Consider the following 26,245-nt stretch of genomic DNA (forward strand, 5'->3'; position numbering starts at 1 on the left):
GAGCAGGATGACACCAACTCCGAACCGCGACGGCGTTAAAGATTTAGTAAGCCTGTAGTGCTAGTCGCCACCCGTTATTCTAATTCTGTCGCTAATTAGATAAATTGGGAGGCAGTGTCGCGTCCTGTAAAAGTGGCTGCAATCCTTCAGCAATGCGATCTGCTAAAATCCTCTGCCCGGCTTGGTTAGGATGAATTTGATCGTATAGATAACGCGGATCGTTTAGACCTTCTAAAATTCCAGGAATAAGGTGGGCTTGAGTATCATTTGCTACTCGTTGATACAACCCTTCGTAGCCGCTATTAAAAGAGCTGATATCCATACCTAATATCACTACAATGGCTCCTGCTTGTTGCAGGCGGGTCACAATTTGCCGCAGGTTTGCCTCGGTTTGGGCAGGTGGAACTTGCCTGAGGTAGTCGTTGCCGCCTAGCCCGACAATGACTAACCAAGGATCAGCTTCTATGACATCTTGCTGTAAACGATTTAGCGCGGCTTCCGTGGTGTCGCCACTTCTGCCTTGGTTGACAATGGGTAAGTCTAAGGTTTGGCTGAGCAAGTTTGGGTAAGCGGCCTGAGGACCAATGCCAAACCCCGCTGTGATGCTATCGCCTAGCGCGATGATTTGCGTTCCGCTGCCCCGGCGCAGGTTGTTGGCATCTTCGCTCAAAGTTTCGCTGGTTTCGCTGAGAGTATTGGTACCAGATTGGTCGATAGCGGGTAATTGAGGGTTATTGCACGCGGTCAGAAGTAGCAACCCGCTAAAGCTTAGACTCATTAACTTGGCTTTAAACGTCTTGCTCATCAAGAAAGTTTAGGTTGTCTGAGTACACCATAATGCTCTTTGAGGGTTTGTGGGGGCAGCCGCGATCGCACCAAACAGTTATCTCTCCAGCTGCTACCTCTTCTCTAAAGCGTTGGCTTGCTCTTGATTGGTGACAATACTACCTGGCGGAACTATAGTGCTGTCGGCCAAGATTACATCGACTACGATCGCCTTATTGCCAATGGTGACATCGTTGCCAACCGTTGAGCGGAAAAAAATAGTGCTGTCTTCAATGGTTAGCCCATTCTTGCCATCGCTTGCCCAGCTAGCCAGCCGGTGGTCCAGGCGTTTTGGAAGTTGAAGCCGCCTGTGATGCCGTCGACGTTGAGAATTTCTCCCGCCAGGTATAGCCCTGGGCAGCGGCGGCTCTCTAGGGTCTTGAAGTTGACCTCAGGCAGGGGAATGCCGCCACAGGTGACAAATTCGTCTTTGAAAACGCCTTTGCCTGCAACCGTATACTGCCCTCGGGTTAGCTCCGTCACCAGGGCTTGCAGCTGCCCCTTCGACAGGTCGGCCCAGTTTAGTTGGGTGGTCAACTTGGCCCGGTGCTGAACCAAGTACTGCCACAGCCGCCGCGATAGTTCTGGAAACGGCGAAAACGCCGCCACCTGTCGTTTGCCCTGCTCCTGCTTGAGGCTCGTTAGCTTTTGCCGCACTTGGTCTTGCTTGAGGGCCGGGAGCCAGTTCACCGTCAGCAGCGCTCGGTAGCGCTGACCGTGTAGCCCCACCGCCCCGTAGGCCGAGAGCTTGAGCACGGCTGGGCCACTCAGGCCCCAGTGGGTAATCAGCAGTGGCCCGCTCTGGGTGAGTACCGGGGAATTTTCCAACGCCAGGCTGAGGTGAACAGTCTCGACCGAAACCCCGGCCAGGTCGTGCAGGGCCGGGTCAGGGACGTTGAACGTAAATAGTGAGGGCACGGGCGGCACCAGGTCGTGCCCGAGTTTGAGGGCCAGGCGATAGCCGCCGGGGCTGCTGCCCGTAGCCAGCAGCAGGCGATCGCAGTGCCACTCGGCCCCAGCCCGGGTCGTCAGCCAAAAGCCATCGTCGTCGTGGTGAATTTGGGCGATCGCCTGGCTGGTGTGAATTTTGATGCCCAGCCGCCGGGCTTCTCCCAGCAAGCAGTCGACGATGGTGCCTGAGTCGTCGGTGGTCGGAAACATGCGGCCATCGGCCTCGGTTTTGAGCCGCACCCCCCGCTGCTCAAACCAGGCCACCGTGTCCTGGGGCTGGAAACGGCTGAAGGGGCCACGCAGGGCATTGCTGCCGCGCGGGTAGTGATTGACCAGCACCGCTGGCTCAAAGCAGGAGTGGGTGACGTTGCAGCGCCCGCCGCCAGAAATTCTCACCTTGGCCAGGGGTTCGCGCCCCGCCTCAAAAATGTGAATGGACTGGCTAGGGTTGGCTTCAGCACAGGCGATCGCCCCAAACAGCCCCGCCGCCCCGGCCCCGACCACAATTACGGCCACGCGGTGGACTGAACCCGACATCCCAAGCTCCTCATCCCTCACGGCAGGCTCCCCGGCAGGTAGACGCTGGAACTGATTGCTCCCTGACGCTGAGCGCGGCGGTAGAGAATTTCCAGCTTGCCCCCCGCTTCTAGAATAAATGCCCGCTGGCGACGGTATAGCCCCTGAAACAGGTTCGTTAGTAGCAGCGCCACCAGAGCTACCACCAGCCCCGCCGCCGTCGAAATCAAGGCCTCGCTTACCCCAGCGGTTACGCCGCTGGCCGCTGGACCACCGGTATCGCCCAGGCGCAGGGTCGAGAATGTTTGCATCAGGCCTAGTACCGTCCCAAGCAGCCCCAGCAGCGGTGCCACCCCCACCACGGTTTCAAACAGGGTCTGGAATCGCTTCAGCACCGGCAGTTCGGCCTGGGCGGCACTCTCTAGGGCCAAGCGAAACTCTTCAGGAGTGGCATCGCCCAGGGTGAGGGCGGACAGAAAGATGCGGGCAATGGGCAACTGCTGGTGCTGCTTGAGCTTAGCGATCGCCCGCTGAGGGTTTTGGCTAAAGGTGCTGAGCACCTGGGGCACCAAACCCCGTTGCTGACGGCCAATTTGCAGCCAAAACCAGCCTCGCTCTATGGCAAAGGTCAGGGTCAGCAGCGAAAACAGCAGCAGCGGCCACATCACAACGCCCCCCGCCGCAAACCAGTTACCCATAGCGCCGATGCCCTAACCCAAGAACCCAACTATGATACTGGCCTTGGCAGGTTTACGGTTCAAGGTGCAGGGTACGAGGCCACCCCTTGAACCGTAAACCTAAAACCCTGAACCCCTCCGCCCCTACATCGTGCCTGGGAAATGCTCGATCTGAGCGTAGCCGCTAAACACCAGCTGTTTGCCTTGAGTTTCCAAGCGGTTGACCCGGAGCAGCACCCCGTCGAGGTTAAAACGCTCTAGGTCGACCATGCGGTTGAGCACCTCTGCAAAGCCCTTAGTCAGGGTCTCTGAGATCGAGGTCAGCGATTCGGGAACGCCCTCGGGCAAAAACTCTGCGTTAGCAAAGATAATTCGCCGCCGCTTTTCGACCGTGACCTGGGCCGACATTTGAATGGGCACATCCTTGTGGTTGGGCAAGTCGGTCTTAGCCGTAATTTTGACGCCTTGGTCAGGCAGCAGCGTGATGTTGATATCCCGGAAGGTGACCGGATCGCCCCCCGAGAGCGAGGTGACCGCCTCATCAGTCACCCCTTCAAGGTGCTGGCGCACCAGCTCGGCCTCAAAGGAGCGATTGATGGCGTCTTCGTTTAAGGTCACCTGGGCCACCGCCTGGGTGGGCTGGCGCAAGCGGATCTTGCCGCCGATCGCTGAGCCGACGTCGATCGACACTGTATCGGTCTCAAACATCATCTCAGCGGCCTCAAATTCTTTGCGAATTACAAGGCCGCGCCCTTCCATCCGAAAGCTATCGATGGTGCCCTGGAGAAGCTTGCTAGAGGGAGAGCAGCGCACCGACACTTCTACAGCATCGCTGCGGCTAAATAGGTGACGCAGCGACTGGGTAGCCACAGAGTTAATCATCCTTTCGCCAAAGTCATTGGATCCTTTGGACTGAAACCCGGTAAAGCCACCAAACATAGAGGTTATTACCAACCTAATTCCCCTAATGTTGTAACAAAATATGAAGCCCATTGACAGAGGACTTTGCTAATAGCACCCATTGTGAATGCTGATGAGCCGATTTAGGCGGCTAGCAAAGGGCTCTCCAAAGCCCGATCTGATGACTTCAGATCAGCGCCAGTAACCACTGATCTAGCTAGGCGACGACCCAGAGCTTGGGCTATGGGGTCGAGGCTGCGGGCTAGTGTTGCCATCTCTTCTAGGGTAAGGGCTTGGCGCGCATCTGACACCGATTCGTCGGGTACCGGGTGGCACTCGACGATCAGCCCGTCGGCTCCAGCGGCGATCGCCGCCCGCGCCAGATCGGGCACTAGCTCCCGCTTACCGGCCGCGTGGCTGGGGTCCACCATCACTGGCAGGTGGGTGAGTTGTTTCAATGCTACCACCGCCCCCAGGTCCAACACGTTGCGGGTGTAGGTATCAAAGCTGCGAATGCCCCGCTCGCAGAGAATCACGTTGGGGTTGCCGTGGCTGAGAATGTATTCCGCCGCCATGACAAATTCTTCAATCGTGGCGGCTAGCCCGCGCTTGAGCAGCACCGGCTTGTCGATGCGGCCCAGTGCCTTAAGCAAGTCAAAGTTTTGCATGTTGCGGCTGCCCACCTGCAACACGTCTACGTGGGACACCATCGATGGAATTTGATCCATCGCCATTACCTCGGAGATCACCGGCATCTGAAACCGCTGCCGGATGTCGTCCAGAATGCGCAGGCCGGCTTCCCCCATGCCCTGGAAGGCGTAGGGTGACGTGCGCGGCTTGAAGACTCCGCCGCGCAACGCCTGCACGGGAGTGGGTGCCAAATGGCGAGCCACCTGCTCTATCTGCTCGGCACTTTCGACGGCGCAAGGGCCGCCCACAATCAGCAGGGTGTCGCCACCGATGGCGATGGTATCGGTCAGAGCCACTACCGAGCGGTGCTCAAGGCTAGATTTACGGGTCAAAACAGCGTCTTTCATAGTGGAAAAAAGTGGGATAAAGAACGGGGCGATCGCAGCAGAAAACAAAAAACCCGAAGCTTGTGGCTCCGGGTCAGGTAAAGGGCATAGGAGAACCTATCACCACAAGCCTGACCCGGTGGTGTAAAAAAATCCGTAGTACCAATTGGTGGTGAAAGTTTGCATAGCGGCTAAAGAGAACAGGGCTAACGAATTAAACCAAAAAACAAAACCGCAGAGGGTAAGCTCCACGGTTCACAAGGTTGGCAACACAAAAGGTGCTCACGACCTGTGAACCGACGGCTGCCACCAAAAATAAAATGCTCTTACGGACGCGATCATGGTTGCGGGTGAACTGAAACGTATTTGCAATCTAACAGGGCTGCTGGGGAGCGTCAACCGGGGCGAGGGAATTTAGCTCTGCTCAGCCCAAAGGCGTCGGCAGGTCTCCAGTTTAAGTTCGTGGATTTCTCGGAGTACATCCTCAAGGGATAAACCTAGGATGAAGACACTCGGCCTGCATGAAGCAATTGTGAAGACAGGTCCCCCATTGCCACTATCACCGCCTCAAACTGCCATTAGGGAAATCACCATGATCTGGGAACTTTGCGTTCGCTACGCCAACGGCCGAGAAACCGTTTTAGACGTATTTCAAAGTCAGGCAATTGCTCAAAACCAAGTCGACAAGCTCTACGCCGAGGGATACCCCATGCACTTTGCCTACTTTGTTAGACCGAAATGCGCAACATAGAAATATTCCGTAGAGACGCGATCAAGCACGTCTCTACTGCAGAATCTCACACGGTCATAATGTCTTTCTCTTTAGCTGCTAAGGCTTCGTCGAGCTGAGCGATATATTTATCAGTGAGCTTTTGAATTTCATCCTGGGCATCGCGCGACTCGTCTTCGGAAATGTCGCTGGCCTTTTCTAGCTTTTTGATGGCGTCGATGCCGTTGCGGCGCTGGTTGCGAATGGAGACGCGCCCTTCTTCAGCTACTTTGCCCGCTGTTTTGACAAACTCTTTGCGGCGCTCGCTGGTCAAAGGCGGAATGTTGAGGCGAATTACCCGGCCGTCGTTGTTGGGAGTCAGGCCCACGTCAGATAGCGAGATCGCTTTTTCGATGGTGGTTAGGCTGCTGGCGTCGTAGGGCTGAATCATCAGCGTGGTGGAGTCGGGGATGGAGATGTTGGCCATCTGCTTGAGGGGAGTCTGGGCACCGTAGTAGTCGATCTCAATGCGATCGAGCAGCGAGGCGTTGGCGCGCCCGGTGCGAATAGTGTTGAAGTTGTTCTGAGTCGCCCTAATAGACTTCTGCATCTGGTCTTCGGTCTCGAGCAAAATATCGTCAACTGACATCACAAGACTCTCCTACAATCGTGCCGATAGATTCGCCCATTAGCGCCCGCTTGATGTTCCCAGGCACCGACAGGTCAAATACCATGATAGGGATGTTGTTGTCCTTACAGAGGGCGATCGCGGTGCTGTCCATCACTTTTAGGTCGTTTTGCAGCACATACCCATAGGTGAGGGTGCGAAAGCGCTTGGCGTTAGGGTTAATTTTAGGATCAGAATCGTAGACGCCGTCAACCTTGGTAGCTTTGAACACCACCTCGGCATTGATCTCCGCCGCCCGCAGCGCGGCGGTAGTATCGGTGGTAAAGAAGGGATTGCCGGAGCCTGCCCCAAAAATAACCACCCGGTTTTTCTCCAGGTGGCGAATGGCGCGACGGCGAATGTAGGGCTCGGCGACCTCTTGCATGGCGATCGCCGTCTGTACCCGGGTTGGCACCCCCATGCGCTCCAGCGAGTCTTGTAATGTCATGGCGTTCATTACCGTGGCAATCATGCCGATGTAGTCGGCGGTGGCCCGATCCATCCCGGCGGCGGAGCCTTTAATGCCGCGAAAAATGTTGCCGGCACCCACCACCACGGCAATTTCGATGTCTTCTTTAATCACCTCGGCAATTTCGGTGGCGATGGTTTCTACTACGTTAGGATCGATGCCATAATCCATGTCGCCCATGAGGGCTTCACCGCTAAGTTTTAGCAGCACTCGCTTATAAGGTTTATCCATAGGAAGTTGGTGTAGTAAGGTCTAGAAGTCCCACACCACTATACTTGCTTCCCCTGCCATGATGGCTACTGCGCTTGTGCAAATTGGACTGGTAGCCGCCTGGCTGGCAGTAGTTGGGGGAGTGGCTGAAGGGGTGCGTCGCACCGGCCGCTTCGCTACCGAAATTACCCGAAAAATCGTTCATATTGGGGCAGGTCACGTGATTTTACTGGCCTGGTGGCTCCATACTCCCGCCTGGATGGGCATAACGGCCTCAGTCGTGTTTAGCGGGGTGGCGCTGCTGTCGTACCGGCTGCCGATTTTGCCGGGGGTTGACGGTGTTGGCCGCAACAGTTTGGGTACTTTTTTTTACGCTGTCAGCATTGGGGTACTGACGGCGGTTTTCTGGCCCTTGGGCCTACCGCAGTACGCTGCCCTTGGCATTTTGGTCATGACCTGGGGAGATGGTTTGGCCGCCTTGGTGGGACAAAACTTTGGCCGCCATCCCTACAAGATTTTTGGGAACCAGAAGAGCTGGGAGGGCAGTTTGACCATGGCCCTGGCTAGCTTGCTGGTGGTCTTGCTGGTGCTGGGGCTGACGGCGGGGTTCACCGAGGCGGTGTGGGCGACGGCTTTAGTGGTGGCGATCGCTGCCACCCTACTAGAAACGCTCTCGTTTTATGGCCTCGACAACCTTACGGTGCCGTTAGGGAGCGCGGCCCTAGCCTACGGACTGGTGAGTTGGATGGGTTAAAGGCGTGGGTGAGCCGGCGCCAACTTGGATATCGTCAAGGCAATTGGCACTTCGTGATGGTGTGTTAATCGCTGGTTTTTTCGTACTATCAAGTAGTACAAGTTGTGCGTTGGTCGAAGACTGGCCCAGGAGTGGACAAACCCCGTGAATGCCTCTCCCTCTACCCTAGACCTCACCGATCGCGTGTTGACCATGGCCAAAACCGGGGTCTACCGCCAGTCGGTGTTTGAGGCCTTAAAACCAATTGCTACCCGGCGGCAAATTCGCGATGCGATCGCCCAGGCCAAACAGTTCGGTCTTTACACCGTCTCCGCCCTACGGGATGACGAGCTAGGTACCTACTATCAGGTTGAGGCGGCTAACTACGAATCATTTCAGGCCGCCTCGAAGACCCTAACTGCCAATGCGCCCTCAAACGACTTAGCCGGTCAAGTCGTAGCTACCCACGATGCTCTACGGGCCATGTTGACCACCGTAGCGAGCAGCACCCTAGGTTTAGCCGTTTTGGGTGGATGGTGCTTGCTCGACGGGCAAACCCAGCTAGGCCGAGGGCTGTGGCTAGGGGCCATAGTTGCTGGAGGGCTGTGGAGCGTGCAGCGGTGGATTGCTCGCCGAGTGTTGGGGTAGGCGGTGGATGGGTGGAAGAGTGGATGGGCAGGAGAGTGGGCGTAGGCGGGTGGAGGTGTAAAGTTCAAAGTGAAAAAGGCAAAATTTTGAATTCTCAATTTTGAATTTATCCACTCAGCATCTACATTTCCTCATTCCCCCATCTCCTCAACCTCCTCATCTTCCCCCTCTCCTACTTCCCTCACCGCCGCGCAAACTCATCCGTCGCCTCAATTAGCGCATTGGCAATGCCCGGCTCCATAGCTGAGTGGCCGGCCTCTTGCACCATGACAAACCGGGCTTCGGGCCAGACCCGGTGCAGTTCCCAGGCGGTAGTAGCGGGGCACACCACATCGTAGCGACCCTGCACGATGACGCCGGGAATATGGCGAATGCGGTCTACCTGGCTGAGGATATGATCGTCGGTGTCGAAAAAGCCTCGATTGATAAAGTAGTGGCACTCGATGCGGGCAAAGGCGACGGCAAACTCGTCTGCGCTGAAGTGATGCAGCAGGCCGGGGTCTTGTACGAGCTTGCTAGTGCTGGCTTCCCACACAGCCCAGGCGCGGGCAGCAGTCAGTCGTTCTTCAATGTTGTCGCTGGTGAGGCGGCGATAATAGGCTTCGACCAAATCATCGCGCTCGGCTTCGGGAATGGGGGCGAGATACTGCTCCCAGGCGTCGGGATACAGGAAGCTGGCTCCTTCCTGGTAAAACCAGCTGATTTCTCGCTGGCGCAGGGTGAAAATGCCGCGCAAAATTAGCCCCTGGCAGCGATCGGGGTGGGTTTGGGCGTAGGCCAGAGCTAGGGTGCTGCCCCAGCTACCGCCAAACACGGTCCACTGGTCAATGCCTAGATGAACGCGAATTTTCTCGATGTCGCTGACCAAAGCCCAAGTGGTGTTGTCGTCTAAATCAGCGTGGGGCAAACTTTTGCCGCAGCCCCGCTGGTCAAACAGCACAACGCGCCAGCGCTCAGGATCAAAGAACTGTCGGTAGGTGGGGTTGCTACCACCCCCAGGCCCGCCGTGCAAAAACACCACTGGCTTACCCTCGGGGTTGCCAACCTGCTCTACGTAAAGCCGATGCCGTTCTGATACCGCTAGATATTCGGCATGGTAAGGCTCAATGGGGGGATAAAGTTGGCGCATGGCAGTAGGTGGTGTTCCGCTACAGACGGAATGAGCCCACACTATAGCCCAGCGATCCTGGCTCTGGTCAAAGCGGTTTGAAGACTTACTTCCTTCTCGATCGCAGATACACGACTAAGGACAGAGGAATGAGTCTGACTAGGTGCAGCGGTCTGATCAGAATTCTTGCTATGGTTATCCCCAGGAATTATCGACGACTCCTGGGGTGAATCTTTACCACGTGCCATTCCCCCGTGTGTGGATCGCGCTGGGTGGTAAACGGATTGTTTTTGAGGGGTTTGCTGCAGGGATTAGCCATAGCACTTACTGTTGCAGAGTTGTTTCTATCGTAAGAAATGTCACATTGCCCACGGGTGACTCACAGGCCCCTTTCCGCGTGATGTTGCAGCTTGTAACAAGTGATCTGAATCACACAACTGGTGGTGCGGTCTGTGCTGACCAAAAGATCGGACGAGAACGATGCGGTTTTTCAAATCTGCGCTAACATCCTCAAGGCATATAGAGGACGGGCAAAAAGGCGTTGATGCTTGACCGTCTACCGGTTCACCATACGAGTAATGGGCAGGAGTCGTGATGGCAATGCAGAACAGTTTGTTGGAGTTATGGAGTAGCTGCGGACGCGGGCTGCCCCTAAAAATGACAGCGGTGGTAGCGATCGCCGCCACTGCGGTAATCAGCACAGCGTCTCAGGGTATAGCCCAAGGCTATGAAGTTGTGCCGCCGCTACCCGCTGGAGCGGTGCCCGTGCCTGGGACGGCTATGCCTCAGCAGGTGCCCACCAGCGGCCAGCAGTATTTAATCTACGTTGGCGACACCAGCGAGGCCACGCTAAGCCAGGTGCGTCTGGTGGAGCCGACGGCCTTTCGCACCTCGTTTCAGGGGCGATCGGTGATTCAGGCAGGGCGGTTTAACATGACCGGTAATGCTCAGCAGCGCATTACTGACCTAGGGGCTTTGGGGGTCAGGGCTGAGATGGCCCAGGTGGCGGTGGCTGTGCCCTACTATTCTCAAACGGCTGCATTACCCAACAACGTCTACGCCTCCAACGGCGATTTGCCGCCCCTGCCCGATGCGGCGTTCTCTCAGGCTGCGGTGACGGCTGTGCCTGTGCCAGCCCTGCCGCCGGGTGTCGCCGCGGCGCCTTCGACCGCAGGAAATGTGGAATTTGGGCAAGAGCTCAACTATGGCGTGCCGGCCGCACCTCCCGCTGGGGAAATCATGGCGCCGCCAACGGCAGCTCCACCGATGACTGAGTCGGCTAGCGCACCCTACTACGTGGTCATTCCCACCGACGCTTCAAGCTTAGGCGCCGTGAGTAGCCAAGTGATTCAGCTGGGAACCCCGCCCGATCGCGTGCAGCAGCGCACAGAGCCCCGGGGTCCCCATGTCGCTGTTGGCCCCTTTGCCGATCGTGGCCTGGCGAACCGTTGGAATGATTTTTATCGCCAAGCTGGCCTGGGCAATAGCCGGGTTTTCTTTGAGCGATAGAGACTGCTGGGCACTAAAACAATAGGATCAATAGGCGCTCGGCCTCAATAAGGCTGCATCGCCTATTGTTGGTTTGATGGGCCTATGAGCTGTGAATTTCTCGATCGCATCGTTACCGTCGAGCAGATGCGGGCCATTGAGGGCCGCCTATTTGACGCCGGTATGCCCGTGGCCGCGCTCATGGAAAAGGTGGCGGGCCGCATTGCCACTTGGCTGGTGGCTCAGTTTCCGCTCCAGCACTACCCCCGGATTGCTGTGGTGGCAGGGCTAGGGCACAACGGTGGCGATGCCTTAGTGGTAGCTCGGGAATTGGCGGCCCAAGGTTATCGAGTGCAGGTGTGCAGTCCTGCCGAACGGTTGAAGCCGCTGACCGCTGACCATCTGCGGTTTGTCGAGTATTTGGGTATTCCGGTAGTGAAGGCGATCGCAGGGTTGGCTCCCTACGACGTGCTGATCGATGGACTGTTTGGTTTTGGCCTAGAGCGCTCGGTCGAGGGGGCGATGGCCGACGCGGTGGCGGCAATCAATGCAGCCGAATGCCCGGTAGTCAGTATTGACTTGCCCTCAGGATTGCACACTGACACTGGTCAGGCGTTGGGTATAGCAGTGCAGGCCACCCACACCCTCTGCCTGGGCCTGTGGAAGCGAGCGTTTTGTCAGGAGGAAGCGCTAGCGTATTTAGGGCAGCCTCATCTCATTGACTTTGATATTCCCCCAACGGCGATCGCAGCTGTACTCGCAGCGCTGCCTACTATTCGCCGAGCGACTCTGCCCGCAATCCGACAGCGATTGCCGCTGCCTCGCCAGGTCAATACTCACAAGTACCGAGTGGGGCATTTGCTGGTTGTGGCAGGGTCGCAGCCCTATGCCGGGGCGGCTTTGTTGGCGGCGTTGGGGGCCAGAGCAAGCGGGGTAGGAATGCTAACCCTGGCGGTGCCCGAGTCGCTGCGGTTAATGATAGTGGCTCAAATTCCTGAAGCGCTGGTGCTGGGCTGTCCAGAAACCGAGGCAGGGGCGATCGCTCATCTGCCTGACACCTTAGATATGAGCCGCTACAGCGCGATCGCCTGCGGACCTGGGCTGAGCCGTCATGCTGGGGGGGCAGTGCAGGCCGTTTTGCAGAGCCCGACACCGCTGTTGCTCGATGCCGACGGCCTTAACCTCTTAGCGGATCTAGGCACCATTGAGACCTTGAAGCAGCGGCAGGCTCCCACGGTGCTGACACCCCACCGGGGCGAATTTAAGCGGCTGTTTCCTGAACAACTAGAGAATTCTGAAGACGGCGGTGCGGCGGCGCAGCAGGCTGCTGCCCAGAGTGGCGCGGTGGTGCTGCTAAAGGGAGCCTGTACAGCGATCGCCCACCCCAACGGCACCCTTTGGTACGTGCCCGAAAGCACTCCGGCTCTGGCGCGCGGGGGCAGCGGCGATGTGTTGACCGGCTTGATTGGTGGTTTGTTGGCTCAGGCAATGGCCTCAGATACCAACGATGCCCTCGATTCAGCCTTGGATGCGGCGTTAGTAGGAGCCTGGTGGCACGGCCAGGGGGCTCGCGCCGCCGCCCGCGATCGCACCGAACTGGGAGTCGATGGCACCCAGTTAGTCCAATACTTGAACCCGGTGCTGGCCCAGGTGCTAGCCTGAAGGGCGTGAGTTTAGTTGCGGCTGCGATCGCCTTGTTTTCCTTCGACCAAATCGTGTTGCCCGATGGCTTTCGCCAGGGAATCTCGCTGCTGGCCTATCTGCTGGCGCTGATGTGGGTGCTAGCCGTGGTGGATTTTGTCACCGGGCGACGGGTACTCAACAAGCTCAGCATTGCCCCTCGCAGTTTGGATGGGCTGCCGGGGATTGCGGTGGCTCCCCTGCTCCACGGCGACTTTGGCCACCTGGCCGCCAACTCTGGCCCCTTAGTGATCTTGGGCACCGTAATTTTGCTTCAGGGGCTAGAGGTGCTGGGGCTAGTCACGGTGTTTTGCTGGGTGTTTAGCGGTGTGGGCATTTGGTTGCTGGGCCGTCCTGGCACCCGTCACCTGGGGGCCAGCGGCGTGGTGTTTGGCTACCTCGGCTATCTTCTGCTGCGGGGCTATTTTGAACGCAGCCCAGGGGCGATCGCCGCCGCTGTGGTCGTCGGCCTGCTCTACGGCAGCGCCCTGTGGGGTCTGCTTCCGCTTCAGCGAGGTAAGTCGTGGGTGGGCCACGGCATGGGCTTTTTGGCAGGCGCGATCGTGGCTCGCAAGCTAGACATCATGCTGGAATGGGTAAGGAATAATGCAGGCTTTTAGCCTTTGCCAACAGAATTCAGTTCCTTCTTCGTTCTTTACTTTTTCCCTCGTTCGATCCATGGCCGACTCACCTTCCCACTTCACTCCCGATGAGCTAGAGCGCTGGCGCTTTGGTTTAGCCCAGGCCAATTTGAACAACATCCTCTGCCATTGCCGCGACTGCGACGCTACCTGGATGGTTTCGGACGACGAAAATATTGCCTGCGCCTGCGGCAGCCGTCGGGTCGAGCATATCCTCTGCTGGCAATTCCCGGACGGTTGAGTTTCCGTTAACTAAGCGGAGTCAAAGCATCAGAACTCTCAAGCCAAGAACGTCACTAGGGCTTGCAGCTTATCCCAGGCAGCTCCACTGGCCAGAATGTCTTGGGCCAGGCTGATGCCCTCGGCAAGGGAATCTTCTAAAGATTCACCTTTTACCTTTTCGCCCACTTTCAGCGCCAGGGCCGCATTCAGGGCCACCACATCCTGCTGGGCCTGGGTGCCTTTGCCTTGAAGCACGGCGGTCAGAATGGCGGTATTCTCTTCAACCTCACCGCCGCGCAGAGCGCTGAGGGGCGCAGCCGCTAAGCCCAGAGCCTGGGGATCGATCGCGGCGCTCGTGACCTGGCCGTTCTCCACTACCGAGATATCGGTTTTGTCGCCCAGCCCGGCTTCATCCAACCGCTCGCGTCCGTGGAGCACGATCGCTTGGGGAATGCCTAGCTGGTTGAGCGCCTCGGCCATGGCAGGCACCACCGCCACGTCGTAAACGCCAATTACCTGGCCAGTGGGCTGCAATGGATTCACCAGTGGCCCCAGCAGGTTAAACACCGTGCGTACCTTGAGGGCGCTGCGTAGGGGAGCTACCGCTTTCATCGCCGGGTGCCAGCCTCGGGCGAACAGAAAGGTGACGCCCACCTCATCTAGCGCTGCTTTGACCCGCTCGGGGTCGGCTCCTAGGTTGACACCGAGGGCTTCGAGCACATCGGCAGACCCCACCTTGCTGGAGGCGGAGCGATTGCCGTGCTTTGCCACCCGAATGCCCGCCGCCGCTGCAACGAACGCCACGCAAGTCGAAATGTTAAAGGTGTGGGCCCCGTCGCCGCCAGTGCCACAGGTGTCGATGCAGGGGGTGAGATGGTGAATTTTGCCTTCGCCGCCGAGGGACTGCCCCTGAAGCACCCGCGCCATGCCCGCCAGCTCATCGGCGGAGACGCCTTTGGCTTGAAGCACCGCCAATAGCCCGCCCGACACCACCTCGGGAATCTCTTCGCTGAGCCAGCCGCGCATCAGGGTTTCGGCCTGCTCCTGGCTGAGCGATTCTCCTAGAATGAGGCGCTGCAAGAAAGCTGACCAATCTTGAACGGTGGCAGCGGTCATGGCTTGGGTCACGGCTTAGTTTCGGGGTAAAGGACAGATGGCAAATTAGCCCCCCTATTTTCTCTCAGAACGTCCGTTTACGAGCGATCGCCTTTCAGAGGAAGCGAGCACCCCTGAGCCAATGTATTAGCCAATTCCTTTTTCTAGAACGGCAACCGGGCGATCGCAGCGCTCCCTCAGAGCACCCACCCAATTTCTATTTGCTCTGTCAAGAGATAGACGCTTTAACCCGGTTTAGCCCCGTATCGTAAAACCATTCATCGCCGGAGGATGACCATGGCCACTCGCACTGCTGAAGCACCCCTAAACCCAGGGACGGTGTCCTCTGCCGTCGACAGTTACTTTACTGGCTTTAACGCTGAAGATTACCGTGCTGTAGCAGCACTGTTTGCCGCTGATGGCGTTCTGCTAGCTCCCTTCGAGGAACCGATCGTAGGGACTGAGGCCATTTATACCTATCTGGAAGCCGAGGCCGTGTCTATGCGCGCCGTGCCGGTCGAGGTTGAGACCGAAGTGGACGCCGACGGCAACCAACGCGTAGTGGTCAGGGGCCGAGTTAAGACGCTACTGTTCACCGTGGGCGTGCGTTGGACCTTTGTGCTGACGGCGGCAGATACCATCCAGTCGGCTGAAATCAAGCTGATGGCATCGCTGCAAGAGCTAATGCAGCTCGATCGCGGCTAGGTCCGATGCCCTAGGCAGCTTTAGGCACCGATGATTGACCCCAGGCGGCGGTGAGCAGCGATCGCCCCAGGTTTAAATGCTGAGGCGCACATTGCCAGTCGGGGTGAGCCGTCAACAGCAGCGATTCTAGCGATTCGGTGTCGAACAGGTGCCACACCTCGGCCCCGGTCGAACGGTCGGCGATCGCGTAGCAGTTCTGGGCAATGCAGTAGATCGTCAAGCGATCGCTCATCCCAGCGGGCAGGGTCAGTTCTTGCCCAATAGCTAGGCTTCTAAAGCTGCACATTGCCTGCTGAAAAGCCTCTTCGCTCTGAGTGGCTAACCCCGACATCGCTCGCAGCGATCGCGGGTCGCCGTTGACGCAGATCCAGTAGCGGCGCAGTGGGTCAATGCCCCTAAGCCAAGGTGATTCGTCATCTAGGCCATAGCGAGGTGCTAGGGATAGCTCAGAGAACATGACTTTACCAAAATGTGGCAAGCGATACATTCAGCATCGTGTAATCACCCAACTTTCCTCAATACAGGGCAACAAAAGTATAAAAATCTGATATAAGCCTTTACGTTTGCTTATGAATAATTGCCGCTGTCATCTGGCCACATAGAGCCGCCGCTACGACGGAGCGGTTGGTTCCCCAAATGAAAGCGGCTGACTCAACTGACTTAATCGGTGAACTCTCGGCTGGCAGAAGTCGCTGACGGTTCTGGTAGTAAAGCAGGCAAAATCAGGCTCTGCGCCAGGGGCATTTGCCCATAGGTAAACCCATGGGGCACCTGGTCGAGGTAGGGGCGCAGCTGCTCTAGAGCGTAGGGGCTGCCATAGATCACGACCCCACGCAGTAGTTGGGCCGATCGCAGAGTCTCTAGCCAGGTGGTCGCCAGCTGTAGGAGTTGTGCGGAGCCACGAAAGGGGTTGCCCCGCACAAAAATCTGCACCAGGCTGGGTCGCAGCTCCAACTCAGCTAAGGATTTTTCCTCGCTTTGCGGCCAATGTTGGCAACCCTGGGTATCGACTAGCTTGAGATGGTAGTGGTGGCGCTGGGGCCAGGTGAGGGCCGCCGCCGTGCGCTCTAAAAATCGGCAGCCGATCGCATCATCGACAATCACAATATTGTGACCGGGGTCGGCGGCAGTGCAAGGGGCGATCTGACCTCGTACCGTCATTGATGCGACAAGTATGTCGGCGGCGAGCTGACGGGTCGCGGGTTGGGCCACGGCTGCCAAATTCACCGGTGGCGGCGGCAGGTGCTCCCAGGCGTGGCCAGCCCCGTCGGGCAGCAGGGCAGGGGCCGCCTTTTGCTTAGCTCGCCAGAGGCGTTCCACGCTGGCCGTGATGCGCGCTGGGTCGATGCGCCCCAGATTCACGGCTTCTACTACCGCAGCAATTACTCCTTCAGGATCGCCGGGCATGAGCAGTACGTCGGCGCCGGCTTCTACCGCCAGCACCGCCGCTTCGTAGGGGCCATAGGTGTTGGCGATCGCCCCCATAATCAGAGCATCGGTCACAATTAGCCCGTCGAAGCCCAGCTCCTGGCGCAGCAGCCTGGTGAGGGTAGCGGGCGAAAGGGTGGCGGGCAGGCGGGCATCCAGCGCCGGAATTTGGAGATGAGCCGTCATGATGCTGTCTACCCCAGCGGCGATCGCATCTCGAAAGGGTGCCAGCTCCAAATTGCTGAGGCGATCGCGGCTATGGGGCAGCACCGGCAGATCGAGGTGGGAGTCGGTGGCGGTGTCGCCGTGACCGGGGAAATGCTTGGCGGCGGTAAGCACCGGCTGGGTCTGCGCTCCGCGAATAAAGGCCTGGGTCAGAGCGCTGACTCGCTCTAGCCCATCGCCAAAGGCCCGCACGTTAATTACGGGGTTGGCGGGATTGTTGTTGATATCCACTACCGGGGTCAGCACCCAGTTGATGCCAATCGCTAGAGCCTCGGCGGCAGTGGCGGCCCCAAATGCCTCGGCGTAGGCTAGGGCAGCGGTGGGGTTGCGATCGGCCACCGCCGACAGTGCCATCGGCGGCGGAAACCAGGTGGCACCGCTAAATCGCTGACCGACCCCCTCTTCCACATCGGCGGCAATCAGCAGCGGAATCCTAGCTTGGGTCTGGAGCGTCTGGGTTTTAAGCCCCACTTCGGCGGCGCTGCCCCCGAGCAAAATTACTCCGCCCACACCCAGTTCTTCGACGTAGTGGGTGAGGGTGGCGCTGTCGGCTTCCCAATCGGGGTAGCGAATTTCGTGGTCAAACAGGTGACCCGAGGCGCGCACCACCACCATTTGAGCCACTTGTTTGACTAGAGATAAACTTTCAGGGGCGGGCAACCGGGCCGAGGTGTCAGAGGGCCAGTCGTTGACTGTTGCCCAGTTCACTCTTCCTCATCCCCCAAGGTGGATTCATCGCGGGTAGCGGCCTCGGAGCTGCCCGCGTCATCCTCAAAAAACTCGTCGGTCAGCCCCTTTGCGGCCCGTTCTTGGCTGAGCTGGTTGATTAAGTTCAGCACATTGGTGCCGCGCTCCATGCCCACGTCTTCTTTGAAGATAATTTCGGGGGTGCGTCGCAGTCGTAGCCGCTGGCCCAATTCGCTGCGCACAAAACCGGTGGCGGCGTGGAGGCCCTCCATAGTTTCGGCTTTGGCCTCGGGGGTGCCATAGATGCTGACGAACACCTTGGCGTGTTGCAGGTCGCCCGACACATCGACATCGGTAACGCTGACCATGCCAGCCCCCACACGGTCATCTTTGATGTCGAGCATCATCATCTGGCTAATTTCTCGTTTGATTAGAGAAGCTACCCGCTCAACGCGACGATTATTTGGCATCGATCTGTACTCCTGGTAAAGGCATTAACCTAGGCCCAGCATTGCCCGAAGGGTAAAGGTGAGAAACAAGAAGCCAGCCACTACGGCACCAATCAGCGCGATCGCCGTAGGGGGTTGCTTTAGCAGCGGCACTAGGGGCTGGGCGGCATTAAAAAATACGCCTAGGGTAAAGGAAATAAAGTAGCGCGGATAGCGAGAGATGTTGTCAAAAAAATCTTTCATAGCGGCAGAGTAGGGGCTTTAGGGGCCAATGCGCGCAAAGCCCTGCGCACTGACTCTGAATTTAACTCGTTTTACATCCTAACCCACGACAAAAGAGTGTTGCTCCGGCTGAGCTTTGCTATAGTTGGGGCATTCTTTAAACAAGTACATTTGATCTCAGGCAGTTCTGTGACAGTTGCCCTCTCTGCACCTCCGACCTTACACCCGCGTCCTTTTCTCAAATGGGCTGGCGGCAAAGGTCGTTTGCTCAGTCAGTACGAGCCGTTTTTGCCCACGGCCATTGACACCTATTACGAGCCGTTTTTGGGTGGTGGGGCAATGTTTTTTCACCTAGTGGGGCGGGCGAGGCGGGCGGTGCTGTGGGATATCAACCCCGAGCTGGTCAACGTTTACTGCTGCGTGCGCGACCGGGTCGAAACGCTGATTCGGCATCTGTGGGATCACCAACGCCGCCACAACCCGGACTACTACTACCAGGTGCGCCAGCGGCAAAATTTGCGATCGCCCGTAGAGCGCGCCGCCCGCCTGATCTACCTCAACAAAACCTGCTACAACGGCCTCTACCGCGAAAATTCCCAGGGGCATTTCAACGTGCCGGTGGGAAACTACAAAAACCCCACCATCTGCGATCCATCGCTACTGCGGGCGGCCTCGGCAGCGCTGCAAACCGCCGAGATTAAGACGTTTTCGTTCGAAAAGCTGATGGAGCGATCGCTCTCTCCTGGCGACTTTGTCTACTTTGACCCGCCCTACCATCCTCTTAATTCCACCAGCAGCTTCACGGGCTACAGTCGCTACGGCTTTACCGGAGCCGACCAAGAGCGCTTGGCGACGGTGTTTCGCACCTTAGCGAGTCAGGGGCAACGGGTGATGCTGTCGAACTCCGACTGCGAGTTTATCCGCGAGCTTTACCAGGGGTTGACGATGCACCCGATTCTGGCGGCGCGGGCGATTAACTCCCGGGCCGGGCGTCGAGGCAAAATTGGCGAGCTTTTGATTACGCCCTTTTGACCTTGCTTAGGACGGATGCAGTGTTTCTATAGAATCAGCTATCAAATTGATATAACGCTACGCGATCCAGAGGCGACCTTTTGTGACGACTCCATCCCCCAGCGGCAATTCGAATGACCAGGCCCGCGACACCTTTCAGGCCGTAACCCAGGTGATGCAGGCCGTCGTTACTGTGCTGGATGACATAACTGCCAATACGGGCAATGCTCTGTTGTCGAGGCTTCAGCCTTTTTTAGAGCCGGTGACGACCACCGTAGGCAGCGTGGTCGGCCCGATTGTCGGTTTGCCCTTCATTCAGTACGCCACGGCGATACCCGGCATGAGAGTGCTGCTAGCGGCACTGGGTCAGGTGAATGTGGTAGAGGTGCGATCGCAGGTGGACGAACTCCGTCAGCAGTACTCTCAAGAGAGCAAACGCACCCTGGCCCAGCGGGTGATGGCCGAAACTGCCCTCAAAGCCGCTAGCGTCGGCTTGGCTACCAACTTTGTGCCCCCTGTGGCTTTTGCCCTCACCCTGGTTGATATTGGTGCGGTCGCAGCCCTGCAAGCCAACATGATCTACCGCATCGCCACCATATACGGCTATTCGCCCACCGACAACGATCGCCGTGGCGAAGTGCTAGCGATCTGGCTGCTGTCATCGACCACCGGTGGCATGGTCAAATCGGGGCTGAGCGTTGTGGAACTGATTCCGGGTCTGGGTGCTGTGCTGGGTATTGCCACCGACGCATCGCTGATTTACAGTGTTGGCTACTTTGCCTGCCGCTATTACGAAACCAAGCGATCGGCTCCCACAGAGATCTTGGTGTAAGTCAGGGTTCAAGGTGTAGGACTGCACCTCAGGCCTTAAACCTTGAACCCAAAACCTTTCCCCGTCCCTTAAGCCAACAGCTCAAACAACCCATCATCAATTTCATAGCCCAGCATTTGGGTCATAAATTTCAGCCGAGTGTACTGGGTAATGCCCTGTCCTTTGAGCCAGGCAGCGATGACAAAAATTTTGGCCATCATAAAAATTTCTAGCCCCTCCGGGTTGTAGCGAATGCCCTCGGTAGGGCTGAACTGATGGGCCACCAGCATCGCAGCATAACGCCCTAGCTCGCCTGCCTCCCAATCCAAAACCAGGGGCAACCAAGGGTAATGGGTATCCAGACGAATAAACCACAGCCTAACTTCCGGCAGCTCTGACAGCTCGCGGGGGTCGCTGGGGTCACGGCTGATATCGACGACGAACCGCAGTCCAAGCTCGCTGTCGAGCACCTTGCCCGCTGCCAGCAGCGGCTCGATCACCTCTTGGGCCGGGGTTAGGTCGAGGGTTTGCAGGTGAGATTTGTGCAGGGTGATGGTTTGAGCCATGGGGCAGCCAGATCGCAATGACAGAAGTACTGCCCATTGTCGCAGAGGGTGGTCCGCTCTGCCCTGAGTCTGCCTCACTGTACAGGACTATATCTGAGCGGACGTTTTGAAAGAATGGCCGTGGAACATAAAGGCCGCAATCGTTGACCGATGCCGAAGCTTACGGCACCATGGCTCGGGCGGTTAAATCTTAAGTAGTGCCTGCCGCCGATCGCATTCCAGCTACCTTCAGGACTTATGGTTTTAGCCGCCGGAGAGCGCCTTTGTAAACTACGCGGCATCCATGTCATCAGGACATGACAATGGGTGGTGGGCTAGTAAATTTACTATTCGTGGCAAAGACTTGTTGGCGATTTTATACCGCTAGAAAAACGGGCTTGGAAGGGCTCGGGCAGACAGATTTGAACGGCTAATTGGATGGGTTGGCGAGCGGCTTTGTAACCAGAGTCACACAGTCGTCTTGGGAGAACCACGAATCTCTGTCCGGAAACTTCACGCTTCATGAAAACTTGATGCCGCTACATTAGAACTTAACCGCTGGTCATCTACCCAGAGTCATGCCGTCTCACCCTCCGTCAGAAACGCAGCAGTTCAACCATGATGTACAGCTTCTGCTCAAACCCAACAACCCCCATGCTCGATCGCTACTAGCCTTTATCAAGCGCACCATTCAGCAGTTTGGGCTGCAAGCTCACATCACCGAAATCGACATTTTCGTCGAAGCTTATCTGCGCGGCGTTCGATACACTCAGCAAAACCAGGAGCACATTCGCCAGCCCAAGGCGTGGATGCGGCGCACGGCCTACAACATCATTCGCGAGTGCAAGCGCGATCGCCAGCGTTACCTAGCGGTGGCGTTCGATGAACTGATGGAGCAAGAGGCTGCTGGCGGCGGTCCGACGGCGGTTAATGACGAGATGATTACCCACGCTATTGCCTCGGTGCTGCAAGCCCTTGCTGCTCTGTCGCCAGGCGATCGCAACCTGATTCAGTGGAAGGTGGTGGAAGGCTTAACCTGGCCTCAGGTGCAGACCAAGCTGGTGGAAGCAGGCGAGGAGTGGATATCCCTAGCGACCCTGCGCAAGCGCGGGCAGCGTGCCCTAGAACGGTTGCGCACCGCGTACCACATTTGCGATGGTGACTCTGGTAACGACGACTCACCCAATCCTCCCAATTTGATGCCGTAATGTGCAGCGAGCGAATAAAGTACCTCTAAGCAGGGGCCAATATCGGTCGAATGGCTGAAACGTTGGCTGGGAATAGTCCGTCAAAGAAATCTGCTGGGAAATACTAAATTTGAACTGGAGAGTAGACTTACTGAAGCTCTCATCATGGATCCTCTACAGGTGTGACAATAAACCACCGTCTAAGTTTGGCTGTTGGGGTGCACAGCAAGGCATCGCCGTCTAAACTTGGTGAAACGTTGAATTTGCATGGCCAATATCGCTAGCCCTTCCGACGCCCTATTCACTGCTCAGCCTGGGAACCTGACCCAGCCTGGAACCGCTGCCCCAGCGCAAGCATTTAGGCTGACCTTTTGGGGAGTGCGCGGCAATATTCCTGCACCGGGGGCCGACACGGTGCGCTACGGCGGCAACACATCCTGTGTTGAAGTGCAGGTGGGTGGCCAACAGCTGATTTTTGACGGTGGCACCGGCCTGCGGATGCTGGGCCGCCACCTCATGGCCCAGGAGCAGCCTGTGGCCGCCCACCTCTTCTTCACCCACACCCACTGGGATCGCATTCAGGGGTTTCCTTTCTTTGCCCCAGCTTTTGCCCCGGCGACTCAGCTTGATATCTACGGTGCCCAGGCCTTCAATGGGGCTTCCATTAAGCAGAGCCTCATGGATCAAATGTTGCGGCCCAACTTTTTTAAGCCGTTGCAAACTATGGCCGCCGCCATGACCTTTCACAACATTGCAGCGGGAGATGCGATCGCCCTGGGCGATGTCTTGGTAGAACCCTGGAGCCTGAACCGTCACACCAGCGCCTTGGGCTACCGGGTTAGCTGGGGCGATCGCGTGCTGGCCTATGCCACCGACACCGACCCTACCCAAACCAGCGTTGACCCCAACCTGCTGATGTTAGCCAGCGGAGCCGACGTCCTAATCTTTGATGGCACCTACGCCGACGCGGCCTACTCAGACCCCAACGGAGCTGGCTTGGTGCCCTGGCACCTGGGCATCGAGGTGGCCCAGGCGAGCCAGGTCAAGCACCTGGTGCTGTTTCACCACAACCCCTGTCACACCGACGATCAGCTCGATCAGCTGGAGCGTCAGGTACAGGCCAGTTTTGCCCAGGCTAGCCTGGCTCGCGAGGGCATGACCCTAGACTTAATTTCTGAATCGGTTGAGTAGACCGTCCTAGGATGGCTGCAACAGGTCGCCTCGCACCCAGCCGGTGGTGCCTTCGTAGTTGACTTGATACCAGATAAAGCCGTCCTCTGGGTTGCCCCCGCGATCGAGCACATCCACTACGGCGCGGCGGGGCGCTGTGCTCAGGATGGTGCTGCCCAGACGTGGGGCCGATCGCAGCCGAGCGGCTTCAGCCGACAGGACAAGCGCCGGAGTACCGGGAGCAAAGTTATTACCGCGAAAGTTGGTGGCACCTAGAGGTACCCTAACCACCGGGTTAAAGCCGGGCTCTTGGAGCACAACACTACCGTTGGCCGCAAGAATTTCTAGCTCGGTTTCGCCTACCACATTGATGCGGGCAAACCGCTGGGCCTCGCCTCCGGCTCTGTAGACCGTCTGGTCGCGGGTGCTGGTCACGAGCTGAGTGGGGGCAGCCCGCAGTTCTACCGCATCAGTGGCCTTGTTATAGAGATTCATGAATAGGCCCGTGCCGCTGCGATAGACGCGCACCACTCTAGATTCAGTCTCGAACAGCAGCACCGTTTCGATGGTGTCCGCCTGGGCCAGCCAGATTTCTGGGATGGGTGAGTTGGTGGCTCCGGGCAGGGCTGGGGCAGCGGCCAAGGTAGGGGTAGCGCTCAGCAGCGCCAGCGAGGTCAGCGATAGGCAAACGCGTTGAAAAACCCAATTCATGGAATCACCTGAAACGATAAAACAGGGGGCTAAAGCAGCACGAAACCACTTGCAGAATCTAAGCGTAACCATACTGCAAAACGCTGGTGCTAGGCGGTATAAGGGCGATCGCTACCGCGGGGATGGAGCCGAAAGCGGGCTGTGCGACCCATTAGCTTGAGAAGCGTATAGGCGCAACCGCTGAGATGGCACCATGATTTGGACCCGGCTGCCCACCTCGATCGCTCTAGTCATGGGCAGTCGAGCGTAGAGCAACTGCCCTGAGGGGGTTTGCAGACAGTACTTATATTCTCGGCCTAAAAACTGGCGATCGCGCACCACCACCGCACCTCCGGCATCTTCTACCAAAGCCAGGTCTTCTTGACGCACCATCAGGTCACCCTGGGCGGTTTCAGCACCGGCTACCCCAAAGCAGCCCACCTCGGTTTGCCAACCCTGGGGGCTGGGTTGGGCGGGCAAAAAGTTGGCCTGGGTGACAAATTCGGCAACAAAACGCGAGGCGGGCTGCCCGTAGACGGTCTCTGGCGTATCGATTTGCTCTAGCTGACCCCGGTGCATGACGGCAACGCGATCGGCTAGGGCCAGGGCCTCTTCCTGGTCGTGGGTGACGAAGACGCAGGAAGCCCCCACCTGTCGCAAAATGTCGCGCACCTCCTGGCGCAGGTACAGACGCACCTGCACGTCCAGGTTGCTAAAGGGCTCATCCAGCAAAATGATGGCCGGACGCGGGGCTAGGGCACGGGCCAGAGCCACCCGCTGCTGCTGTCCGCCCGACAGCTCGTGGGGAAAGCGATGGGTTAGGGTTTCTAAACCGACCAGGGCGATCGCCTCAGCGGTGCGCTGCCGGAGATCGGAGGTAGCTTGCCGTCCTTTACGATCGCGCCGTTGGAGGCCAAAGGCGACATTCTGCTCCACTGTTAGGTGGGGAAACAGGGCGTAATCCTGAAACACTATGCCCACATCGCGGCGCTCAGGCGGTAGCCAGGTCGTCCCGCCCACGGGCTGACTGCCCAGGTAGAGGGTGCCCCCATCAGGCTTCTCAAATCCTGCAATCAGCCGCAGCAGGGTAGTTTTACCGCAGCCCGACGGTCCTAATAAGCCTAATATCTCCCCCTGCCCCAGGCTGAGGCTGATCTGGTCTACTGCCGGAGGGGACTGGGGGCTATAGCGCTTCGTAATGGCATCAAGGCGAAGAATAGGCGGTGGGGTCATAGCCTCGGTGATAGCGCAGCGATCGCAGGCCGCGATCAGCACAGGGATGATTGAAAATAACTCTGGGTTTAATATACTGCCCGATGGGCGATCGCCCGGTTCATTGCGGCACGGCCCCACGTATAACGCTATCCCACCGCAAGCAGCGCCAGCGATCGCCTAGCCCATTTGCAACGCTGTGGTAATCGTCCAACCGTCGACCAGCAGCAGCAGCAGGGTAAACCCTAGCAAAATAAAGTACATCCAGGGTTGAGCCAAGGGTCTAATATCCTGAGTGTCGAGATCAGTGTAGGTCTCAACAAGGCCTAGCAGGCGGGCAAAACCCGACACCCGCATCGGCAACAGGTAGGCCTGCTGATCAGCTCCAACAAAGTAATACACAATGCCGCCTTGCCCGGTCGAACGTGGCCTCAACGCCTGGGCTTCGCGCCACGGTAGCTGCCACCCGCCGCGGAACAGCCAGCGTATCCACACCGGGTAAGCCACGCGAATGCCGTCGCTATCCACCTCAACCCGCTGACCCAGCGCGCCGTAAATTCCCAGGCCGCCCAGCCCAATGCCGACAGCCAGCAGCATGGGCGAAACCGCCGCGTCGGTGGCATCAGCCAAAAACGGTAAAGGCCCCATTAGCGACAGGTAGAGCAGCAGCAGCGTCAGGCGAATCAGCGGCGAAATATGAAAGACCTGGGTCTCTGTGGGGGTAGCAGCCGAAGGCGAGTACTCAACCATACCAATCTAAGACCTGATCTGAGGTTACCGACCCTTGCGACCAGCTCGGAACTGGCCAGACACGGGGGTTTACCCCTTTAAGGTAGATACTTTTGCACCACCTGCCAACCAGACAGTCCAGCGGCCGCCAGCGCTACCCCAAGGGCACTGTTGAGGGTGACATGGAGCGATCGCGCCCAGGGCCGATCCACAGAAATACGACTAGCGCTCCAGGCCGAAGCCAGCACTAGCCCTACTACTATCAACCCAAACAGCAAGTGTACTGAATGGCCCAGCCGGCCATACTCCCCTATGGTGCCAACCACTCCAATGGCGAGCAGCACCAAGACTAGGCTGACTGCCCCTGTACCCAGAACAATGTGCAGCGGTCGTAGCCAGGACGATCGCTCTTGATCGTTAGAGCGGGTGTAAAACAATACCCCACCCGTAACAGCCAGCAAGAAATAGGCCGTCAGCGTAAGACCCATAGACCAAGCGGCGATCCGCCACAGCCACAGAAATGAAGGTAAATTCACGGCTCGTCCCTAAATGTCACCATTAGCTGTGCCCTGGTGGCATAGGGAAGGTAGAAATTCGACCTTCAGCCCGCTATCAAGCT

At 57.8% G+C, this 26,245-nt stretch carries 30 protein-coding genes; 12 read left to right on the forward strand and 18 right to left on the reverse strand.

Annotated elements, in window-relative coordinates:
- Nucleotides 1-91: 91 nt before the first annotated feature.
- From H6F59_RS23515 to aroF, 5 genes are all read right to left on the reverse strand, one after another.
- Complete coding sequence (locus tag H6F59_RS23515) at nt 92-805, reverse strand: GDSL-type esterase/lipase family protein (RefSeq protein ID WP_199325936.1); 714 nt, start codon at nt 803-805, stop codon at nt 92-94.
- 257 nt (nt 806-1,062) lie between these two features.
- Entirely contained in the window at nt 1,063-2,313 is a 1,251-nt protein-coding gene (locus H6F59_RS23520; RefSeq protein WP_190706506.1) for an NAD(P)/FAD-dependent oxidoreductase, read from the reverse strand.
- 17 nt (nt 2,314-2,330) lie between these two features.
- Nucleotides 2,331-2,990 carry a MotA/TolQ/ExbB proton channel family protein gene (locus H6F59_RS23525; RefSeq protein ID WP_190706509.1) on the reverse strand — a complete coding sequence of 220 codons (660 nt, stop codon included), beginning with the start codon at nt 2,988-2,990 and terminating at the stop codon, nt 2,331-2,333.
- Between the two features lie 123 nt (nt 2,991-3,113).
- The gene (locus H6F59_RS23530) at nt 3,114-3,908 is read right to left on the reverse strand and encodes a DUF2993 domain-containing protein (RefSeq protein WP_190520090.1); all 795 of its coding nucleotides are present in this window, start codon (nt 3,906-3,908) and stop codon (nt 3,114-3,116) included.
- Nucleotides 3,909-4,012: 104 nt separating this feature from the next.
- A complete protein-coding gene (aroF, locus tag H6F59_RS23535) occupies nt 4,013-4,906 on the reverse strand; it encodes a 3-deoxy-7-phosphoheptulonate synthase (protein WP_190706512.1) in 894 nt (297 codons plus the stop codon).
- Nucleotides 4,907-5,477: 571 nt separating this feature from the next.
- Between aroF and H6F59_RS23540 the strand changes: the two genes are divergently transcribed.
- Entirely contained in the window at nt 5,478-5,636 is a 159-nt protein-coding gene (locus H6F59_RS23540; RefSeq protein ID WP_190519782.1) for a family 2 glycosyl transferase, read from the forward strand.
- 46 nt (nt 5,637-5,682) lie between these two features.
- On the opposite strand, the gene frr is transcribed toward H6F59_RS23540, so the two are convergent.
- Both frr and pyrH read right to left on the reverse strand, forming a co-directional pair.
- Nucleotides 5,683-6,243, reverse strand: a complete 561-nt coding sequence (frr, locus tag H6F59_RS23545) for a ribosome recycling factor (RefSeq protein WP_190519780.1) — start codon at nt 6,241-6,243, stop codon at nt 5,683-5,685.
- The gene (gene pyrH / locus H6F59_RS23550; RefSeq protein ID WP_190519778.1) at nt 6,233-6,961 is read right to left on the reverse strand and encodes a UMP kinase; all 729 of its coding nucleotides are present in this window, start codon (nt 6,959-6,961) and stop codon (nt 6,233-6,235) included. The genes frr and pyrH overlap by 11 nt, the downstream gene beginning before the upstream one ends.
- 58 nt (nt 6,962-7,019) lie before the next feature.
- Between pyrH and H6F59_RS23555 the strand changes: the two genes are divergently transcribed.
- Both H6F59_RS23555 and H6F59_RS23560 read left to right on the forward strand, forming a co-directional pair.
- Complete coding sequence (locus H6F59_RS23555; RefSeq protein ID WP_190706515.1) at nt 7,020-7,694, forward strand: diacylglycerol/polyprenol kinase family protein; 675 nt, start codon at nt 7,020-7,022, stop codon at nt 7,692-7,694.
- A gap of 144 nt (nt 7,695-7,838) precedes the next feature.
- Entirely contained in the window at nt 7,839-8,321 is a 483-nt protein-coding gene (locus tag H6F59_RS23560) for a hypothetical protein (RefSeq protein WP_313887302.1), read from the forward strand.
- Nucleotides 8,322-8,502: 181 nt separating this feature from the next.
- Here the strand turns inward: H6F59_RS23560 and pip are convergent, their stop codons facing one another.
- A complete protein-coding gene (gene pip / locus H6F59_RS23565; protein ID WP_190706519.1) occupies nt 8,503-9,450 on the reverse strand; it encodes a prolyl aminopeptidase in 948 nt (315 codons plus the stop codon).
- Between the two features lie 573 nt (nt 9,451-10,023).
- On the opposite strand from pip, the gene H6F59_RS23570 reads away from it, so the two are divergent.
- The 4 genes from H6F59_RS23570 (at nt 10,024) to H6F59_RS23585 (ending at nt 13,479) form a co-directional block, all read left to right on the forward strand.
- Nucleotides 10,024-10,938 carry a hypothetical protein gene (locus H6F59_RS23570; RefSeq protein ID WP_190706524.1) on the forward strand — a complete coding sequence of 305 codons (915 nt, stop codon included), beginning with the start codon at nt 10,024-10,026 and terminating at the stop codon, nt 10,936-10,938.
- 84 nt (nt 10,939-11,022) lie between these two features.
- Complete coding sequence (locus H6F59_RS23575; protein WP_190706528.1) at nt 11,023-12,579, forward strand: NAD(P)H-hydrate dehydratase; 1,557 nt, start codon at nt 11,023-11,025, stop codon at nt 12,577-12,579.
- A 5-nt stretch (nt 12,580-12,584) separates the two neighbouring features.
- Nucleotides 12,585-13,217, forward strand: a complete 633-nt coding sequence (locus H6F59_RS23580; protein ID WP_313887303.1) for a rhomboid family intramembrane serine protease — start codon at nt 12,585-12,587, stop codon at nt 13,215-13,217.
- Nucleotides 13,218-13,275: 58 nt separating this feature from the next.
- Complete coding sequence (locus H6F59_RS23585) at nt 13,276-13,479, forward strand: hypothetical protein (RefSeq protein WP_190706530.1); 204 nt, start codon at nt 13,276-13,278, stop codon at nt 13,477-13,479.
- Between the two features lie 38 nt (nt 13,480-13,517).
- Here the strand turns inward: H6F59_RS23585 and trpD are convergent, their stop codons facing one another.
- The gene (gene trpD / locus H6F59_RS23590; protein ID WP_190520079.1) at nt 13,518-14,576 is read right to left on the reverse strand and encodes an anthranilate phosphoribosyltransferase; all 1,059 of its coding nucleotides are present in this window, start codon (nt 14,574-14,576) and stop codon (nt 13,518-13,520) included.
- 276 nt (nt 14,577-14,852) lie between these two features.
- Between trpD and H6F59_RS23595 the strand changes: the two genes are divergently transcribed.
- Entirely contained in the window at nt 14,853-15,260 is a 408-nt protein-coding gene (locus tag H6F59_RS23595) for a nuclear transport factor 2 family protein (RefSeq protein WP_190706534.1), read from the forward strand.
- 10 nt (nt 15,261-15,270) lie between these two features.
- Here the strand turns inward: H6F59_RS23595 and H6F59_RS23600 are convergent, their stop codons facing one another.
- From H6F59_RS23600 to H6F59_RS23615, 4 genes are all read right to left on the reverse strand, one after another.
- Entirely contained in the window at nt 15,271-15,717 is a 447-nt protein-coding gene (locus H6F59_RS23600; RefSeq protein WP_190706538.1) for a hypothetical protein, read from the reverse strand.
- A gap of 203 nt (nt 15,718-15,920) precedes the next feature.
- Nucleotides 15,921-17,621: a glycoside hydrolase family 3 N-terminal domain-containing protein gene (locus H6F59_RS23605; RefSeq protein WP_313887305.1), complete on the reverse strand. Its 1,701-nt coding sequence runs from the start codon at nt 17,619-17,621 to the stop codon at nt 15,921-15,923.
- A complete protein-coding gene (rbfA, locus tag H6F59_RS23610; RefSeq protein ID WP_190706541.1) occupies nt 17,618-18,070 on the reverse strand; it encodes a 30S ribosome-binding factor RbfA in 453 nt (150 codons plus the stop codon). Before rbfA ends, H6F59_RS23605 begins: the two co-directional genes overlap by 4 nt.
- A 24-nt stretch (nt 18,071-18,094) precedes the next feature.
- Nucleotides 18,095-18,292 carry a DUF751 family protein gene (locus H6F59_RS23615; protein ID WP_190519756.1) on the reverse strand — a complete coding sequence of 66 codons (198 nt, stop codon included), beginning with the start codon at nt 18,290-18,292 and terminating at the stop codon, nt 18,095-18,097.
- A gap of 168 nt (nt 18,293-18,460) precedes the next feature.
- On the opposite strand from H6F59_RS23615, the gene H6F59_RS23620 reads away from it, so the two are divergent.
- Entirely contained in the window at nt 18,461-19,303 is an 843-nt protein-coding gene (locus H6F59_RS23620; RefSeq protein WP_190706545.1) for a DNA adenine methylase, read from the forward strand.
- Nucleotides 19,304-19,385: 82 nt separating this feature from the next.
- Nucleotides 19,386-20,114 (forward strand): EcsC family protein, encoded by a 729-nt coding sequence (locus H6F59_RS26570; RefSeq protein WP_313887306.1) that lies wholly within the window; start codon nt 19,386-19,388, stop codon nt 20,112-20,114.
- 68 nt (nt 20,115-20,182) lie between these two features.
- Here H6F59_RS26570 and H6F59_RS23630 read toward each other — a convergent pair whose 3' ends face one another.
- Nucleotides 20,183-20,659, reverse strand: a complete 477-nt coding sequence (locus tag H6F59_RS23630; RefSeq protein ID WP_190706548.1) for a CRR6 family NdhI maturation factor — start codon at nt 20,657-20,659, stop codon at nt 20,183-20,185.
- Nucleotides 20,660-21,216: 557 nt separating this feature from the next.
- On the opposite strand from H6F59_RS23630, the gene H6F59_RS23635 reads away from it, so the two are divergent.
- Both H6F59_RS23635 and H6F59_RS23640 read left to right on the forward strand, forming a co-directional pair.
- Nucleotides 21,217-21,846 (forward strand): RNA polymerase sigma factor, encoded by a 630-nt coding sequence (locus H6F59_RS23635; protein WP_190706551.1) that lies wholly within the window; start codon nt 21,217-21,219, stop codon nt 21,844-21,846.
- Between the two features lie 246 nt (nt 21,847-22,092).
- The gene (locus H6F59_RS23640; protein WP_190706553.1) at nt 22,093-23,016 is read left to right on the forward strand and encodes an MBL fold metallo-hydrolase; all 924 of its coding nucleotides are present in this window, start codon (nt 22,093-22,095) and stop codon (nt 23,014-23,016) included.
- Nucleotides 23,017-23,022: 6 nt separating this feature from the next.
- Here the strand turns inward: H6F59_RS23640 and H6F59_RS23645 are convergent, their stop codons facing one another.
- The 4 genes from H6F59_RS23645 to H6F59_RS23660 all read right to left on the reverse strand — a co-directional run bounded on the left by H6F59_RS23645 (nt 23,023) and on the right by H6F59_RS23660 (nt 26,162).
- Entirely contained in the window at nt 23,023-23,706 is a 684-nt protein-coding gene (locus tag H6F59_RS23645; protein WP_190706558.1) for an SH3 domain-containing protein, read from the reverse strand.
- A gap of 111 nt (nt 23,707-23,817) precedes the next feature.
- Entirely contained in the window at nt 23,818-24,918 is a 1,101-nt protein-coding gene (locus tag H6F59_RS23650; protein WP_190706723.1) for an ABC transporter ATP-binding protein, read from the reverse strand.
- 159 nt (nt 24,919-25,077) lie between these two features.
- Nucleotides 25,078-25,647 carry a hypothetical protein gene (locus H6F59_RS23655; protein ID WP_190706562.1) on the reverse strand — a complete coding sequence of 190 codons (570 nt, stop codon included), beginning with the start codon at nt 25,645-25,647 and terminating at the stop codon, nt 25,078-25,080.
- A 77-nt stretch (nt 25,648-25,724) separates the two neighbouring features.
- On the reverse strand, nt 25,725-26,162 hold the full coding sequence (locus H6F59_RS23660) for a DUF4079 domain-containing protein (protein ID WP_190706565.1): 438 nt from the start codon (nt 26,160-26,162) through the stop codon (nt 25,725-25,727).
- Nucleotides 26,163-26,245 lie beyond the last annotated feature (83 nt).

The sequence above is a fragment of the Nodosilinea sp. FACHB-141 genome (genome assembly GCF_014696135.1).
Lineage (GTDB): Bacteria > Cyanobacteriota > Cyanobacteriia > Phormidesmidales > Phormidesmidaceae > Nodosilinea.

Coding starts and splice junctions, on each gene's coding strand:
- H6F59_RS23645 (WP_190706558.1), bottom strand. CDS start 23,706: ATGAATTGGGTTTTTCAACGCGTTTGCCTATCGCTGACCTCGCTGGCG.
- H6F59_RS23615 (WP_190519756.1), bottom strand. CDS start 18,292: ATGAAAGATTTTTTTGACAACATCTCTCGCTATCCGCGCTACTTTATT.
- H6F59_RS23630 (WP_190706548.1), bottom strand. CDS start 20,659: ATGGCTCAAACCATCACCCTGCACAAATCTCACCTGCAAACCCTCGAC.
- H6F59_RS23600 (WP_190706538.1), bottom strand. CDS start 15,717: ATGTTCTCTGAGCTATCCCTAGCACCTCGCTATGGCCTAGATGACGAA.
- H6F59_RS23635 (WP_190706551.1), top strand. CDS start 21,217: ATGCCGTCTCACCCTCCGTCAGAAACGCAGCAGTTCAACCATGATGTA.
- H6F59_RS23585 (WP_190706530.1), top strand. CDS start 13,276: ATGGCCGACTCACCTTCCCACTTCACTCCCGATGAGCTAGAGCGCTGG.
- H6F59_RS23570 (WP_190706524.1), top strand. CDS start 10,024: ATGGCAATGCAGAACAGTTTGTTGGAGTTATGGAGTAGCTGCGGACGC.
- rbfA (WP_190706541.1), bottom strand. CDS start 18,070: ATGCCAAATAATCGTCGCGTTGAGCGGGTAGCTTCTCTAATCAAACGA.
- H6F59_RS23515 (WP_199325936.1), bottom strand. CDS start 805: ATGAGCAAGACGTTTAAAGCCAAGTTAATGAGTCTAAGCTTTAGCGGG.
- H6F59_RS23540 (WP_190519782.1), top strand. CDS start 5,478: ATGATCTGGGAACTTTGCGTTCGCTACGCCAACGGCCGAGAAACCGTT.
- H6F59_RS23655 (WP_190706562.1), bottom strand. CDS start 25,647: ATGGTTGAGTACTCGCCTTCGGCTGCTACCCCCACAGAGACCCAGGTC.
- H6F59_RS23520 (WP_190706506.1), bottom strand. CDS start 2,313: ATGTCGGGTTCAGTCCACCGCGTGGCCGTAATTGTGGTCGGGGCCGGG.
- H6F59_RS23530 (WP_190520090.1), bottom strand. CDS start 3,908: ATGTTTGGTGGCTTTACCGGGTTTCAGTCCAAAGGATCCAATGACTTT.
- trpD (WP_190520079.1), bottom strand. CDS start 14,576: ATGACCGCTGCCACCGTTCAAGATTGGTCAGCTTTCTTGCAGCGCCTC.
- H6F59_RS23555 (WP_190706515.1), top strand. CDS start 7,020: ATGATGGCTACTGCGCTTGTGCAAATTGGACTGGTAGCCGCCTGGCTG.
- H6F59_RS23525 (WP_190706509.1), bottom strand. CDS start 2,990: ATGGGTAACTGGTTTGCGGCGGGGGGCGTTGTGATGTGGCCGCTGCTG.
- pip (WP_190706519.1), bottom strand. CDS start 9,450: ATGCGCCAACTTTATCCCCCCATTGAGCCTTACCATGCCGAATATCTA.
- H6F59_RS23575 (WP_190706528.1), top strand. CDS start 11,023: ATGAGCTGTGAATTTCTCGATCGCATCGTTACCGTCGAGCAGATGCGG.
- H6F59_RS23650 (WP_190706723.1), bottom strand. CDS start 24,918: ATGACCCCACCGCCTATTCTTCGCCTTGATGCCATTACGAAGCGCTAT.
- pyrH (WP_190519778.1), bottom strand. CDS start 6,961: ATGGATAAACCTTATAAGCGAGTGCTGCTAAAACTTAGCGGTGAAGCC.
- aroF (WP_190706512.1), bottom strand. CDS start 4,906: ATGAAAGACGCTGTTTTGACCCGTAAATCTAGCCTTGAGCACCGCTCG.
- frr (WP_190519780.1), bottom strand. CDS start 6,243: ATGTCAGTTGACGATATTTTGCTCGAGACCGAAGACCAGATGCAGAAG.
- H6F59_RS23595 (WP_190706534.1), top strand. CDS start 14,853: ATGGCCACTCGCACTGCTGAAGCACCCCTAAACCCAGGGACGGTGTCC.
- H6F59_RS23640 (WP_190706553.1), top strand. CDS start 22,093: ATGGCCAATATCGCTAGCCCTTCCGACGCCCTATTCACTGCTCAGCCT.